The organism is Paenibacillus xylanexedens, from assembly GCF_007680605.1.
Taxonomy (GTDB): domain Bacteria; phylum Bacillota; class Bacilli; order Paenibacillales; family Paenibacillaceae; genus Paenibacillus; species Paenibacillus xylanexedens_B.
Genome location: NZ_VEIO01000001.1, coordinates 1,100,628 through 1,116,740 on the forward strand (window position 1 = coordinate 1,100,628; position 16,113 = coordinate 1,116,740).

11 protein-coding genes are annotated in these 16,113 nt (G+C 46.3%); 9 read left to right on the forward strand and 2 right to left on the reverse strand.

What is annotated here, in order from left to right:
- Nucleotides 1-74: 74 nt before the first annotated feature.
- Nucleotides 75-287, reverse strand: coding sequence for a cation:proton antiporter regulatory subunit (locus tag FS818_RS05110; protein WP_145330193.1), 213 nt, complete (start codon nucleotides 285-287; stop codon nucleotides 75-77).
- A 120-nt stretch (nucleotides 288-407) separates the two neighbouring features.
- On the reverse strand, nucleotides 408-1,163 hold the full coding sequence (locus tag FS818_RS05115; protein WP_145330195.1) for a hypothetical protein: 756 nt from the start codon (nucleotides 1,161-1,163) through the stop codon (nucleotides 408-410).
- Nucleotides 1,164-1,755: 592 nt separating this feature from the next.
- Between FS818_RS05115 and FS818_RS05120 the strand changes: the two genes are divergently transcribed.
- The 9 genes from FS818_RS05120 (at nucleotide 1,756) to FS818_RS05160 (ending at nucleotide 15,932) form a co-directional block, all read left to right on the forward strand.
- Nucleotides 1,756-3,450 carry a M3 family oligoendopeptidase gene (locus FS818_RS05120; RefSeq protein WP_145330197.1) on the forward strand — a complete coding sequence of 565 codons (1,695 nt, stop codon included), beginning with the start codon at nucleotides 1,756-1,758 and terminating at the stop codon, nucleotides 3,448-3,450.
- Between the two features lie 203 nt (nucleotides 3,451-3,653).
- Complete coding sequence (locus FS818_RS05125; protein ID WP_145330199.1) at nucleotides 3,654-4,805, forward strand: iron-containing alcohol dehydrogenase; 1,152 nt, start codon at nucleotides 3,654-3,656, stop codon at nucleotides 4,803-4,805.
- A gap of 139 nt (nucleotides 4,806-4,944) precedes the next feature.
- Nucleotides 4,945-6,363 carry a glycoside hydrolase family 32 protein gene (locus tag FS818_RS05130; protein WP_260989785.1) on the forward strand — a complete coding sequence of 473 codons (1,419 nt, stop codon included), beginning with the start codon at nucleotides 4,945-4,947 and terminating at the stop codon, nucleotides 6,361-6,363.
- Between the two features lie 588 nt (nucleotides 6,364-6,951).
- Nucleotides 6,952-8,115: a glucose-1-phosphate adenylyltransferase gene (locus FS818_RS05135; RefSeq protein WP_145330203.1), complete on the forward strand. Its 1,164-nt coding sequence runs from the start codon at nucleotides 6,952-6,954 to the stop codon at nucleotides 8,113-8,115.
- Between the two features lie 34 nt (nucleotides 8,116-8,149).
- Entirely contained in the window at nucleotides 8,150-9,253 is a 1,104-nt protein-coding gene (gene glgD / locus FS818_RS05140; RefSeq protein WP_145330205.1) for a glucose-1-phosphate adenylyltransferase subunit GlgD, read from the forward strand.
- Between the two features lie 332 nt (nucleotides 9,254-9,585).
- Nucleotides 9,586-12,018: a glycogen/starch/alpha-glucan phosphorylase gene (locus FS818_RS05145; RefSeq protein WP_145330207.1), complete on the forward strand. Its 2,433-nt coding sequence runs from the start codon at nucleotides 9,586-9,588 to the stop codon at nucleotides 12,016-12,018.
- 282 nt (nucleotides 12,019-12,300) lie between these two features.
- Nucleotides 12,301-13,170, forward strand: coding sequence for an AraC family transcriptional regulator (locus FS818_RS05150; RefSeq protein ID WP_145330209.1), 870 nt, complete (start codon nucleotides 12,301-12,303; stop codon nucleotides 13,168-13,170).
- Between the two features lie 152 nt (nucleotides 13,171-13,322).
- Entirely contained in the window at nucleotides 13,323-15,056 is a 1,734-nt protein-coding gene (locus tag FS818_RS05155) for a glycoside hydrolase family 13 protein (RefSeq protein WP_397351714.1), read from the forward strand.
- Between the two features lie 183 nt (nucleotides 15,057-15,239).
- Nucleotides 15,240-15,932 (forward strand): metal-dependent hydrolase, encoded by a 693-nt coding sequence (locus FS818_RS05160; protein WP_145330213.1) that lies wholly within the window; start codon nucleotides 15,240-15,242, stop codon nucleotides 15,930-15,932.
- Nucleotides 15,933-16,113: the final 181 nt, after the last annotated feature.

A 16,113-nucleotide genomic window follows, 5' to 3' on the forward strand; every position in this document is an offset into this window, starting at 1 on the left:
TTTGGGTTATAAATTTTTTGTTTTTTTGTGCGTTCAAGTGGTTGAAGTTACTATACGGTTTAGAAACTCCGTAATCAGGACCATCCTCCGATTAATCCTGAGAGCGTTACACATTCATCATCTTCCAATTCTGCGATCAGCGTGAGCTCTTCCTCATCCTTCGGGTCCACCGAAAATAACTCACGGCGTCCGTCTTCGTGCTTGATGATGACTAACTGATTACCACCTTTTGTATGGAACTGGTACTTCACCCCGATACCAGGCAGGGCGCATTCCCGGATATTCATGAAACTTGTTCACCTCTTTAATTTTTGCTTTAATCATCGTTAACCGTTCTCACAGTACGGATGTATTCTACTATCCATAACACCGTTTGGCAAGTCACAAATCTCATTGCACGGCAGGGGTTATGATTTTTTTGGATCTGCAATCGAATTTTGCTGTCGTCTTGCCCGTCTGCGCCGCATGAAGAACCAGATGAGCAGGGCCAGGATCAAGACAAGGCCAGCGATAGCCACCAACAGGATATTCCGAATATTCGGAATCTGTAACGTCAAATCCAGCTTATTTTTTTGCAAAGGAGAAATGTTCCAGATTAGCGTTTTACCGCCATCTTCTACCTGATCGGCATTGGAATCCTGGGCTTTAATCGGCAGAGAAAGTTTGAAATCAAAATTCACATCTTTTAACAAAAGCCGTTTGAGAAAACCCGGAACGCTGTTGATCCTATCTTTAATATCCCCATCCGGCATCGATTCCATAAGGTCGGCTTCGGCAAGGATATGCATCTGGGATGTGAAGAAACCCGGTGTCTTGGATTGTTCGATATGAATTCCTGGCGGTAGCTTCGAGGAATCGAATCCGGTCATGTTGCTTTTTTCGTAATGAGTCGTTGCTTTCAACACGTTCTGGTCCGCCTGTTTGGTCACTTCTGTCTTAAAGTTATTCCGTTCCAATGCTTCAGCCAGCAAGGGCATCAGATTGTCTTGTCCAATTTTGCCAAGAGCCGAGTCCGACACACTTAGATTCAGATCCAGATCGGCCGTTCCATTGGTATTCACGGTTACATGGGCTTCTCCATCTGCACAGGCAGACAACATGACAAGCATGAGGGAAAGCATAATAGAAAGCGATAATTGGCGTATATAAATGCGAGTTGACATGTGGAGCCTGCCTTTCTGCTTAGGTCTAGTGTGATAATGTCCATATCTATCCAATCCAGAAGTATAGTATACAACGGAACGACGGGAGATGCGAACAAGATGTATAAAACGAGGTAAATGGTGAGATTACTATGGCGCCGGATGAAAAAAGTAAAGTGAAAGTGATGTTTATCGTTGATTAAAATTAAAGATTTCGTATTTTTGTCAATGTTCGGTTAATTCAAACGGCCATTCCGCGTGTACACTAAGATAGAGATGAATATACGGGCAAGGGAGGTACATTCATGACTTATATTATTATTCTGGCTGCGATTATGGTTGTGGGTATGATTGGAATGGGCTGGTTCTATAAGATTGTTGACGAAGACAAACATTAATTGTGGAACCATCCATAGGAACAATTGAAAAAGACAAGCCTATAAGCTTGCTTCGCAGATGCGAGGCGGGCTTATTTGATATTTGTGTAAAAGCATTTGACCGATGGACAAATATTTTTCGTAAAGTTGGGATTTTTAGGCTTCACTTTTGTATAATAGGGGATAGCTTCTCGGGTTTTTCCCGAAATTTGCCAAACAGGAAAGGGTGTACATAAATGAAGTTTAGTGAATACACGTATACACGTCCCGATCTGGAACACATCAAGACCTCTTTCGGTGAACTGCTGAAGGGATTCGAAGCGGCGGCTTCAGTGGAAGAGCAAAGTGAATTCATGGACAAGATCAATGCGTTGCGTAGTGATTTTGAAACACAGGCACAGCTGGTCTACATCCGCCATTCCATTGATACGAATGATGAGTTTTATAAGGCAGAGAATGAGTTCCTGGATGATAGTCAGCCTGTTGTTCAGGAATACATTACCGATTTTTACCGTGCGCTGGTGAACTCCAAGTTCCGTGCAGAACTAGAACAGAAGTGGGGAACCCAACTGTTTCAGCTCGCTGAGCAAGCTTTGAAAACATTTAGCCCGGAGATCATTGAAGAGCTCCAGAAGGAAAATAAACTTTCTACCGAATACAATCAGCTGATTGCTTCTGCCAAAATTCCATTCGAAGGCGAAGAGCGCACGTTGCCGCAGCTTCATCCGTTTGAGCTGTCTACGGATCGCTCGATGCGCGAACGTGCTTCAGAAGCCCGTTACACGTTTATGGCGGAGCACGAAGCGGAATTCGACCGCATTTACGATGAACTGGTGAAGGTACGTACACAGATTGCGAAAAAGCTGGGGTATCCAAGCTATGTGGAGCTTGGTTATGACCGTATGAACCGTACAGACTACAATGCGGAGATGGTAGCTAATTTCCGCGCACAAGTCCGCGACTACATCGTGCCTGTTGCGACCAAGCTCAGAGAACGTCAGCGTAGCCGGATCGATGTCGATACGCTTTATTTTTACGATCAGGGTTTTAGTTTCAAGACGGGCAATCCAACACCCAAAGGTGATCCAGACTGGATCGTAGAGAACGGGAAACGGATGTACGCCGAACTTTCACCAGAAACAGATGTGTTTTTCCAGATGATGACTGACAACGAGCTGATGGATCTGGTGAGCAAAAAAGGCAAACAGGGCGGCGGATATTGTACGTTCCTGAACGATTACAAAGTGCCGTTTATTTTCTCCAACTTCAACGGTACCTCGGGTGACATTGATGTATTGACCCATGAAGCAGGGCACGCTTTCCAGGTGTACGAGAGCCGCAATTTTGCAGTGCCGGAATATAACTGGCCGACCTTCGAATCTGCAGAGATCCATTCGATGAGTATGGAGTTTTTCACTTGGCCATGGATGGAGCTGTTCTTCAAAGAAGATACGGACAAGTATAAGTTTGACCATTTGTCCTCTGCGTTGTTGTTCATTCCTTACGGGGTCGCTGTGGATGAATTCCAGCATTTTGTGTATGCGAACCCAGAGGCAACACCGGCTGAGCGCAAACAGGCTTGGCGCAACATTGAGAAAATCTATCTGCCGCATATCAACTACAAGGATAATGCGTATCTGGAGCAAGGTGGATTCTGGCATAAACAAGGTCATATTTTCTCTTCACCATTCTATTACATTGATTATACACTGGCTCAAATCTGTGCGTTCCAGTTCTGGAAACGCAGTAATGAGGATATGAAATCAGCATGGGCTGATTATCTGACGTTGTGCAAAGCTGGCGGTAGCTTGTCCTTCACAGGTCTGGTGGAACTTGCCGGGTTAAAATCGCCTTTTGAAGACGGCTGTGTATCCTCCGTCATTGGCGAGATTGAAGCTTGGCTTGATGGTGTAAACGACAAGGCATTGTAATCAAAAAAGTAATCAAAGATATGGCGGCTTGGACCCTGAGGGTGTCTAAGCCGTCTTTTTATGATCAAAGAAACCATAAAATCCGGTTTGCTGTATGGGACAATGTAACATTTATCAAGTGAATGTGATTTATTTCACTATAGCTGGAAACGGATTCAGTTACAATAAAGGTAGTAAATCAGGGTTACAGGAGGCTGGTTCAGATGGCAACGCATGCATATTATGTCCCACCCGTGAATTTAATGGGTAGAGGGTGTTTGCAGGATGCAGCTCCAATGATTGGACAGATGGGTATACGTAAGGCACTGGTTGTTACGGATCAGGAACTGGTTACGTCAGGTATCGCCGAACGTGTATTGTCTACGCTGCGGAAAGCAGGGTTAGACTATGTCGTATATGATGAGGTACAGCCCAATCCAACATGTCAGCAAGTGCATGAAGGGTTACAAGTGTTCCAGAACCATGGCTGTGACGCCATTGTATCGATAGGCGGAGGTTCACCGCAGGATGCTGCAAAAGCGATCGGGATCGTTGCAGCAAACGGTGGACACATCCGTCAATATGAAGGACTGCACAAATCCCGATCCAAATCGGTCCCGCTGGTAGCTGTCAATACAACGGCTGGTACATCAAGCGAGGTAACGATGAACTATGTGATTACAGATGAGGAGAGAAAAGTGAAAATGGTGATGGTAGACCGAAACTGTCTGGTTGATCTGTCGGTAAATGACCCTGAGCTTATGCTGAGTAAACCTGCGAGTCTGACTGCTGCAACGGGCATGGATGCATTAACCCATGCGGTTGAAGCGATGGTTACACCAGGTGGGTTTACAGTTACAAGTGCAACGGCAGCAGCTGCGGTCAAATTAATCTTTGAATATTTGCCAAGAGCGGTGAAGGATGGAACCGATCTGGAAGCAAGGGAGTATATGACTTACGCATGTTTCCTGGGTGGTATTGCTTTTAATAATGCGGGGCTTGGATATGTTCATGCCATGGCGCATCAATTAGGCGGAGTGTATGATCTGCCGCATGGTGTCTGCAACGCGATGTTGCTTCCTTATGTGGAAGAGATGAATGCCAAACATGTGCCCGACAAATTCCGTCATATCGCCAAGGCAATCGGGATGGATGTGAAGGAACGTACCGACGAGGAATGTGCAGATTACGTAATTACAGCGATCAGAGACCTTGCCAAAGAAGTGGGTATTCCGGAGAAGCTGTCCGAACTTGGGGTACAGAACCCGGATGTGGAGTTGCTTGCAAGCAATGCGATGAAAGATGCTTGTGCACCAGGTAATCCGTATCAACCGTCGAAGGATGAGGTTATGAGCCTGTTCCGAAAGATAATCTAGAACAGATTGCAGAGAAACTTTTATATTTACTGCGGTTTAGACTACAGAGAAGAAATTAATGTTACAATTGAAGTCGCTGAGACCGGCGGCTTTTTTGGCTTGAACAGATATGTATTGTAGGATACGCTTACATCTGTCGTTGAGAAAAGTTAACGATGTTGGCTTTACATATTATGATGGAGACTCCGGTTTATTTAAATCGTTGATGGAGGCCGTGATGAAACAGGATCAATTACATGTAAAAGCACCTGGCAACTGGATGAATGACCCGAACGGGTTTATCTATTACCGGGGAGAGTACCACTTATTCTATCAATACTTCCCGTATGGCCTGCAGTGGGGCACGATGCATTGGGGGCATGCGACCAGTCCGGATTTGGTCACATGGACGCATCATCCTATCGCTCTGTATCCAAGCAAAGGTTATGACCAAAATGGGTGTTTCTCTGGAACGGCACTCGAAGTGCAGGGCCAAATGTTTATTTTTTATACCGCTGTCAAATACGATGTGCTCAATGAGGAGAACGTTCATGTGATTGTGGATGATCAATTCGAGTCCAGTCAGGTTTTGATGATCTCGGAGGATGGTTATACGTTTGACAACCTCGCTTCCAAGCAACAGATCATCCCGCCGATCGTCGATTCTGTTCTGGGGCATCGCACGCATACACGTGATCCTAAAGTGTGGAAGTATCGGGATCGGTATTATATGATTTTGGGCACGAAGACGAGAGATCAGCGGGGCAAGCTTTTGTTTTATTCAAGCGAGGATCTACTCCGGTGGACGTATGTGAACAGCTATACCAAGCCAGGGCTCGGTTATATGTGGGAATGTCCGGATATTTTCAGGTTGTCAGATCGTTCGAGCGGAGCCGAGCAGACTGTACTGCTGATGTCCCCTGAAGGGATTCAAAAGGAACCGTTGTATACAAGTCATGCGATGTGCAGTCTGGTTTCCTTCATAGAAGAAAGCTGTGATATCGTCATTCCGGATCAATTGAATATGGTTGATTATGGCGGGGACTTGTATGCGCCTCAGACGAATCTGGATGCCGCAGGGCGCAGGGTTATGGTAGCCTGGATGCGAATGCCGCTACCTGTGAAGAATCCGGGTGAGAAGCCGTGGATTGGCATGATGGCCCTGCCACGAGTTATCGAGGTCGAGGACGAACAGATCTATTTCCGGGTGCATCCTGAGGTGGAGACTCATTTTAAGACACCTATGCCTGTCGAGCAGATTGATCATGCGAAGCCATTTCAATTGAAAGTTGTGTTGCAGGAACATCAGGTTCTGGATATTGGCGGTTATCGCGTATGGCTGGAAGACGGAAGAGTGCATACCGATCGTACAGAGGTATTTAGAGGATTGGATCAATACGATCTTCAGTTTCAGACTCCGGAGCTTCAGGGAAGCTGTGAACTCAACATCTTTGTAGAGCCTAACTTAATTGAAATTTTTGTGAATCAGGGGCAGTATGTATTAAGCAATGTGGTATATGATCTGAAAGCTTATGTAAGGTATAAAGGTGAATTAGAGTGTAGAATAGGTAATGCGTAGGGCCGCCGGAGAAATCCGGCTTTTTTTGATGTGTGTCAACCATCCTGATCATCAATTGGCATGGTTTTACCATATTATTACCAAGAGGATTTTAATTCGTTTCTATCGAATAGATTTAAATAACAGCGGCAGTTACAGGAGCCCGTAAGGTTCAAACCGGCGATGCCCTGATTTTTTTCAAATTTGCTGTTACCGCAAGATTCCCCGATCGAATTCCTGTTTAATGGGTAATAAGCTCATTTTTCATTACCCATCATTAGCACGGTCTACAATGCAAGCCAAGTCGTTTTCAACACAATCAACATGTTCTGCAAGATCAACACCATCTACATGCTTTAAAACACACCATCAGCTTCGCTCATCTGCATTTGAAAAGAACTTCGACTCAAACAGATCATTGATTTGATCCGCACCAACATTCCTGTGATCATCTAACCAAAGACGTCTGGTTACATATGAATGATGTCTTTATCCGTTTCACATCTGTACAGCATGCTCCTAATCAAGACAGTCGTGTTTTCACAACAAAATATCGATTATGGGCTCTGAAATGAATCAGAATGAATGCACGTGGAGGAGGCTGTAATGATGGCAAAAAAAGAAGTTGTAGCGATGCTGCTCGCCGGAGGGCAGGGTAAACGATTAAAGGGTTTGACGAAATCACTGGCGAAACCCGCTGTTTATTTTGGTGGAACCTACCGTATTATCGATTTTCCGCTGAGCAATTGTTCAAATTCGGGTATTGATACCGTTGGTGTGTTGACCCAATACGAGCCACTTGTTTTGCATTCCTACATCGGTATTGGCAGTGACTGGGATCTGGATCGTAAAAATGGCGGAGTTTATGTGCTTCCTCCCCATGAACGGGAAGACGGAAGTAATTGGTATCGCGGGACCGCTGACGCGATTTACCGTAACCTTAACTTTATTGAACAATTTGATCCCGAACATGTGCTGATTCTGTCGGGTGATCATATCTATAAGATGGACTATGACAAGATGCTCCAGTATCACAAGGAAAAAAATGCCGATTGCACCATTTCCGTGATTGACGTACCGATGGAAGAAGCGAGCCGCTTTGGCATTTTGAATACGAATGATGATTACAGCATCTATGAGTTCGAAGAAAAACCTTCTCAGCCCCGAAGCACGCTTGCTTCCATGGGCATCTATCTCTTCAAATGGGATGTGCTGAAACGCTTCCTGATTCAGGACGAACAGCAGGCATCCACCTCCTACGATTTCGGTAAAGACATCATTCCGTTGTTGCTTGAAAATGACAAATCTTTAGTTGCTTATCCGTTTGAAGGGTATTGGAAAGACGTTGGAACGATTCGCAGCCTTTGGGAATCCAATATGGATCTGCTGGACGAGGAAACGCCGCTGAATCTGAATGATCCGAGCTGGCGTATTTTCACCCGTAACCCGAACCAGCCTGCTCAATATATATCTCCTGCCGCCAAGGTGCGCAACTGTATTATCAGCGAAGGCAGCATCGTGCACGGTGAGGTGAATCATTCCGTCCTGTTCTATGGAACCGAGGTGGGAGAGAACAGTGCAGTGATCGATTCCGTTGTTATGCCTCGGGTCAAAATTGGCCGTAATGTGTCCATTCACAACGCCATTATCGCCGAGGGCTTAGCCATTCCGGATGGAGTCCGGATTGCCCCCGCGCCTGGAGACGAGAGTGATATTTTGCTGGTAGACCAGGAAGAACTGGAACGGCAGTTGCGTCAAGGAATAGCGAATTGATTGACCAAAATGTTGGCAAAGGACGGTGCGCGGCATGAAATCACTAATTGGAGTTATTAACCTTGACCATGAACTGGAAGAATTGAAGGAATTGACGTACTTTCGCTGCGGAGCCGCGGTACCTTATGCCGGGCGTTATCGTCTTATTGATTTTGTCCTGTCTAACATGATGAATGCGGGTATTGAGAGCATAGGCGTATTTGTTCGCCGCAAATACCGTTCGCTGATGGACCATCTGGGCGATGGTAAGCCATGGGATCTGGATCGCAAACATGGGGGCATGTTTATTCTTCCTCCCGATTGGAACGATCCAACGGACACGTCGCAGGGTGATTTGCAACATTTTCACAACAATCTGGATTTCTTCCACAGAGGCGCCGGGCAATACGTTGTGCACGCAGGCAGCCGCCATGTGACCAAGGCCGATCTTCAGGATGTCTATCAGTATCATATCCGTAAGGGAGCGGACGTTACACTGGTTTGCAAAAAAGTAGACCGACTGCTACCTGAGCATGAATCCTGCGTTAAAGTCGATCATGATGAAGATGGCAATGTGGTGGACATTCACCAATGTGCTGACCATACGAATATATATACGGAGATTTTTATCATGGAAAAAGAACTGTTCCTTAAACAGGTGCAGCGCTGCATTGAACATGGTGAGACTCATTTCTTCCGTGACGCCATCCTGAAAAATCCGAGCGGATTGAAGATCGCGGCCTATGCCTACGAAGGATATCATGCCGTAATTAACTCGATTGACAGCTATTACCGCAATAGCATGGATCTGCTGAATACAGGGCAGTATGAACAACTGTTTAAAGAAGATCCCGTGCAAACCAAAATCAAATACGAGGCCCCCGCCAAATATCTGGAATCAGCGGATGTTAAACATTCCTTGCTTGCCAATGGATGCATCGTAGGCGGTGAAGTGCAAGACAGCATCCTGTTCCGGGGTGTGCATGTGGCCAAGGGTGCGAAGATTAAGGGTTCAATCATTATGCAGAAATGTTACATTGGCGAGGGAACTGTGCTGGAGAATGTCATTTTGGATAAAGACGTGAAGCTGACTGGCGGGCAGACGTTAATCGGTGCCCCGTCGAACCCGTATATTTTGGCCAAAAGCACTATTATTTAAATCTGAAATCTGTCCGATATCATCCATAACTATATATAAAAAATAAAATTTTGCGGGTAAGTTTTCAGGTTTGTGTGCACTTAAGTAACTCAGGGTTCGTTTTCTCGCTAACGTGCAGCCGTAGTGCAGGGAACGAAATCAATTCTGTAGAAGCGAAGCGTTCGCCTTTGTCTCTCCATTTCAACCTTGTAAAAGGTGATCAGGAAATGGAAGAGACAACAGCGATCGAGAGAATGATTCGTGACCGAAACGGTCACTTAGCAGAGAAGCCCGGGTACTTAAAATCACGAACCGCCCTCACCTCGCAGGATTTCACCGGGAGGAACCTACTTTTGTTTGACAACAAAGAAACGTTCAAATCAATCTTTCAACGGAATCTCGTCAGCAAACTGGGCAAACCAATTGAAGAAGCTACGAAGGAAGACGTGTACCATGTGCTCGGCAGCATGATCCGTGAATACGTGGGTCAGGACTGGGCGGCTTCGAATCAGGGATTCAAGCAGCGTCAGGATAAACAGGTGTATTACTTCTCGCTGGAGTTTCTGATTGGACGTCTGCTCGGAAACAATCTGTTGAACGTAAATGAGCTGGAACTGGTTCGTGACAGTCTGGAGGAACTTGGATTTTCACTGGAGTGTATTGAGGAACAGGAAGCAGATGCAGGGCTAGGCAATGGAGGACTGGGGAGGCTTGCTGCCTGTTTCCTGGACTCCTTGGCTTCACTTGGCTATGCGGGACATGGATGTGGTATCCGCTACAAATACGGTCTATTCGAGCAAAAAATTATTAATGGCAATCAGGTAGAGTTGCCTGATAACTGGCTGGAAAAGGGCAATGAATGGGAGGTGCGGCGTCCAGATAAAAAGGTAGAGGTTCAGTTCTGGGGCCGGGTAGAAGCCTATGAGCAGGATGGACATTATCATTTCGTGACAAAGGATGCTGAAGCGGTCGTTGCCGTACCGTATGACGTGCCCGTTATCGGTTATGGTCAGTCCCATGTCAACACATTACGGTTATGGAGTGCGGAGCCGAAACGAGAAACGTCATTGGATACCCCTTCGAACTATTACGGATATCTGGATTACAGCCGTTCGGTGGAGTCGATCTCGGAATTCCTGTACCCGGATGATTCCCAATACGAGGGCAAGTTGTTGCGTTTGAAACAGCAGTACTTTATGTGTTCCGCAGGAGTGCAGAGTGCACTACGTACATTTAGCAAGCTGGGACTGTCGTATGACCGCCTGCCGGACAAAGTGGCCTTCCATATCAATGACACCCATCCTACTCTGGTCATTCCCGAACTGATGCGAATTCTAATGGATGATAAGGGCTATGGCTGGGATGAGGCGTGGGATATTACTGCACGCACGGTATCTTATACAAATCACACGACTCTAAGCGAAGCGCTGGAAAAATGGCCTGTACCTATGGTCAGCAAGCTACTGCCACGTATTTATATGATCATTGAAGAGATTAATAAACGTTTCTGCGGGTTGCTGCTGGATCGTTATCCGGGTGATGACGAACGCATTGAGCAGATGGCAATTATTGCGAATGATCAAGTTCGCATGGCACACCTTGCCATCGTAGGCAGTCATAGTGTCAATGGTGTGGCTGCACTGCATACCGAGATTTTGAAAGAGCGGGAGATGGCGCCGTTTTATGCCCTGTACCCTGAACGTTTTAACAACAAAACCAATGGTATTACACACCGGCGCTGGTTAATGCATGCCAACCCGAAGCTGTCGAATCTCATTACAGAAACGATCGGCAATGAATGGATCACGGAACCTGGCAAACTGGAGCAACTGGCTGATTACGCCGATCAATCCGCGTTCAAGGAGCAATTTCGTGCAATTAAACGAGATAACAAAAATCGTCTGGCGTCTTATATCCTGGATCACACGGGAGTAGCCGTTGACCCGGATTCCGTGTTTGACGTGCAGGTGAAAAGGTTGCATGGGTACAAAAGACAGCTTCTGAACATTTTGCATGTCATGCATCTGTATAACAAGCTGAAAAGTGATGCTTCGTTTGATATGGTGCCGCGCACGTTTATTTTTGGAGCAAAGGCAGCGCCGAGTTATTATTTTGCAAAGAAGATCATCAAACTGATCAATACGGTGTCAGATACCGTGAATCGCGATGCAGCAGTAAATGACCGGTTGAAGGTCTTTTTCCTGGAAAACTATTCGGTCTCGCTTGCCGAGAAAATTATCCCTGCGGCAGATGTGAGTGAACAGATCTCGACAGCGGGGAAAGAAGCATCGGGTACAGGTAATATGAAATTTATGATGAATGGCGCACTGACGATTGGTACGATGGACGGTGCAAACGTGGAGATGGCAGAGCAAGTGGGTGAAGAGAATATGTTCATCTATGGCTTGCGTGCCGACGAAGTGCTGGAATATTATCGGAACGGCAACTATCGTCCGAACGAAATCGTGAATCAGGACGAACGTATTCGTGAAGTCGTAGAGCAATTGGTACATCCGGGGGCATTCTGTTATCGGGATGGGGAGTTCTGGGATATTTATGACTCTTTGCTCGCGCATGGGGATGAATATTTTGTATTACGGGATTTTGCAGCGTATGCCGACGCACATGCAGCGATTGATCGAGCGTATCGCGATGTTTCGGACTGGACTCGCAAGGCTGTGCTTAACACAGCACATTCAGGTATTTTCTCCAGTGACCGAACAATAAGTGAGTATGCAACCGATATATGGGGCATTCATCCTGTGTCTGGGCACTGGAATGGTTAGAATTGAGAAGAAGCATGTTTAAAAAATAGAACGGATAAATTAGCATTTAAGTTAGCTTTACAAACGGAAGTCCGCTCTCTCTTGTTTGATGTCTGCGCCTGGCAGTGGGAAGTTCGCTGCAGGGCTGCGGACAGGAACAAGAGATTTTTGTTATGAATATCATAAGTTCGCATTCAGCATCAAAAACTGCCGGGGCATTTCAGTCATACTAAGGGAAGCAACAGACCAGTAAGGAAGACAAAGTAGGGTACATATCACGCGAACGAATAGGAGACGGAACATATGGATCACTATGCGCGTATTCAGCTTGCCATCGAGCATCTGGAAAAGCATCTGCAGGAGCCTTTCAACATAAAGGATGTGTCGGCTGCATCCAGTTTTTCAGTATTTCATTTTCAACGTTTGTTTCAGGCGATTACAGGTTTTACTGTTCTGGAGTACTTGCGCAGACGAAGACTAACGGAGGCAGCTTCGACCTTGCGAAACTCGGCGCAGGGTGTACTGGAAATTGCGCTTAGCTATGGTTATCAATCGCAGGAAGCCTTTACCCGGGCATTTGACGCTCACTTTGGCGTCACACCGGCGCGGTTTCGCAAGCAGCAACAGGAAGCTTTAACAGAGGAGTTCATGCAACAACGTATTGATTTTAATGAATATCGTTCACAGCTTGGCACAGCGTTCCATATGAATCCGCCACGTATGGTGACGCTGGAGCCGATCCGGATCATCGGATATGAATATAAGACCAACCTGAATTCAGAGCAACATTACACAGAGATTCCCGGATTCTATCATGAATTCGGGCGTGAGCAGAAGTTTATGAACATTCCCGAGCGAATTCGCCCCGATATGGCGTATGGTGTTGCGGCTCATTTTCAGGAGGATGGGGCATTTTCATTTATCGTTGGCGAAGAGAGTGCAGGAAGCGGTGATTCCTTAAAACCCGGATATACCTGTCTGGAGATTCCAGACGGGCTATATGCCGAGTTTACAACCGAAGGCTCAGAGCAGGATGTGCGCAAAATGATCTACGGAAGCTGGCTGCCAGCTTCCAAGTATGAACGGCGGGAAGGGCCGGACTTTGAAGTGACCGATGTGTGGAAGTCGACGCCCGAGCGGCTGGATATGAAGATCTACATCCCGTTAAAATAGACCTTACCGCTCATTCGGCGGAAAACGAGGTCAAGTAAGACTCGAAGCTGATCGCCCAGTGCGATTGCGGTTTCGGGTCTTTTGGTCTTTTGGTATAAAACCTAGGTTCAGGTGTTTATAAGGGTTTCTTTTCGGATAAAACATATTAACGGGTGAATTGCTTCACAAGAGAAGAAAGCGAGGTGGGTGTTATCGTTTGGTGGAAGGAAAGTGTGGTATATCAGATTTATCCGAGTAGCTTCAAAGACAGCGACGGAGACGGATATGGCGATTTGCAGGGGATCTATGAGAAGCTTGATTATTTGCAAAAGCTGGGCGTAGACGTCATTTGGCTGTGTCCCATCTATGATTCCCCAGGTCATGATAACGGATATGACATCCGTGATTACTACGCTATTTTACGAAAATATGGCACGATGGAGGACTTTGACCGGCTACTTGCTGAAGCGCATAAGCGTGGACTCAAAGTCATGATGGATCTTGTGCTGAATCATACTTCGGATGAACATGCCTGGTTTGCGGAATCCCGTTCTTCCAAAACCAATGCAAGGCGTGACTATTACATCTGGCGTTCCGGTAAAAACGGACAGGTGCCGAACAACTGGGAGTCTTATTTCGGGGGTTCAGTATGGAAGCATGACCCGGAAACGAACGAATATTACATGCATCTATACTCGGAGCATCAACCCGATCTGAACTGGAATAATCCGAAGATGGCTGAAGAAATGTACGAGATGGTGCATTGGTGGCTGGAAAAAGGGGTAGATGGCTTCCGCTTTGACGCAGTTGCCCATATCGCCAAAGCCGATGGCTTACCCAATGCACATAACCCGAACAACCTGCCTGTCGTACAGGCGTATGAGCTGTTTTCCAATCTGGATCAGGTCCATTCCATCCTCCGCAAGTTAAATCAGATGATACTGAAGCCATACGGCCCGATGACGGTGGGAGAAACCTCGGGGCTAGGGCCAGAACAGGCTTTAGCTTATGTCGGTACGGATCGGGATGAATTAAACATGGTGTTTCAGTTTGAGCATATGTTCATTGATGCCCAGTCCTCGGGCATTGGGAAATGGAACTATAAACCTTGGAAGCTCACGGAGCTAAAAGAAATCATGAGCCGTTGGCAGACGGTGCTGCACGGCCGGGGCTGGAACGCCAACTATATGGGCAATCATGATCAGCCGCGCCCGGTTTCGCGTTTTGGAGATGATGGTAAATACCGCGTGCGTTCTGCACAAATGCTGGCAACATGGATGTTAACGCTGGAAGGCACGCCGTATATCTATCAAGGGGAAGAGATTGGCATGACCAACGTAGCGTTCCCTGACATAGACCAATATCGGGATATCGAAACTAAAAATTATTACAATCACTATATCGGGCAAGGGAAATCCAAGCATGAGGTGATGGAGGCCATCTGGCTGAAGAGCCGGGATAATGCACGAACACCGATGCAATGGGATGAATCGGAGCATGCCGGTTTTACCGCAGGTAATCCTTGGATCGAAGTGAACAGCAATTATAAGGATATCAATGTAGCGGACGCGGAGACGGACCCACATTCCATCCTGCATTATTACCGTAAATTAATAACACTGCGGAAGCAAAACCGGGTGTTGATTTACGGAGCATACCAACTGCTTTTGGCGGATGACCCGGAAATTTATGCATATACACGTACACTGAATGATGAGCAGTGGTTAATCGTGATGAATTTCAGTTCAAACGAGCCAGAGATGATATGGCCAGAAGGCTGGAATGCAGAAGACAGCAAATTCATGATTGGCAACGTGAGCAGACGGTATTCAACCGATGATGGAGCTATTTTGTTGCAACCATATGAAGCAAGGGTGTATTGCAAAAAGCGTAAGAGCGGCGAGTAAGCAATGCGCAAGCGGCGTATGAAAGTGATTATTATGCATAGCTAGCTGACGAACGTAACAAGGATGGCAGTTTTGCGCTCGCGCAGCGTTCTGAATTATAATAATCTAAAAATATAAGTTGAGTTTTTTTGTTCACACAGCAACGGAGAGGACAACTTATATTAAAGTCAGGAGGAATATGAATTGTTGAATATTACGTACCACGGACACTCCAGTGTACAACTGGGCACAGAAAATAAATCACTCATGATTGATCCATTTTTGCGTGGCAATGAGTTGGCGGTAACCAAACCAGAGGATATCAAGACGGATGTAGTCCTGCTGACACATGCGCACATGGATCACATTCTGGATGCTGAACCGATTGCCAAAGCCAACAATGCCAAAGTGGTGGCGATTGTGGAATTGGCTACATATATGTCGTGGAAGGGGCTTGATACCCTCGGCATGAATATGGGCGGTACGGTAGATCTTGAATTCGCCAAAGCGAAAATGATTCAGGCGTTCCATACGTCCGGCATTGTGCTGGAAGAAGAACAGCGGATTATGTATGCAGGTTTGCCTGCCGGATTTATCATTGATATTGGTGGCAAAACGGTTCTACATGCTGGCGACACAAGCCTGTTTGGCGATATGAAGATGATTGGGGATCGGCATCAAATCGATGTTGCCTTCCTGCCGATTGGCGGACATTATACGATGGGGCCTGAAGATGCATTACAGGCAGCGGAATGGTTTAATGCCAAACTGACGATTCCCGTACATTATGACACGTTCCCCGCGATTCGTCAGGATGCAGAGAATTTTGTGCAGCAGCTGGCTTCCAAAGGGTTGGAGGGTCGTGTACTGGCACCTGGTGAGTCCATTTCCCTGTAAAAAGGAAGCTGGTTTGAGGTCAGATCCATATTCATTATAAAAGGCGAATGATGCGTCAAGAAAGATGATGCGTCATTCGCTTTTTTTGTGCTGAGCATTCAATTTAAAGGGCAATTGTTGGTCACTATCACAAAATGAACGAAATGGCATTGTAGCTTGAAAGACAGCAATGTTATAAAAA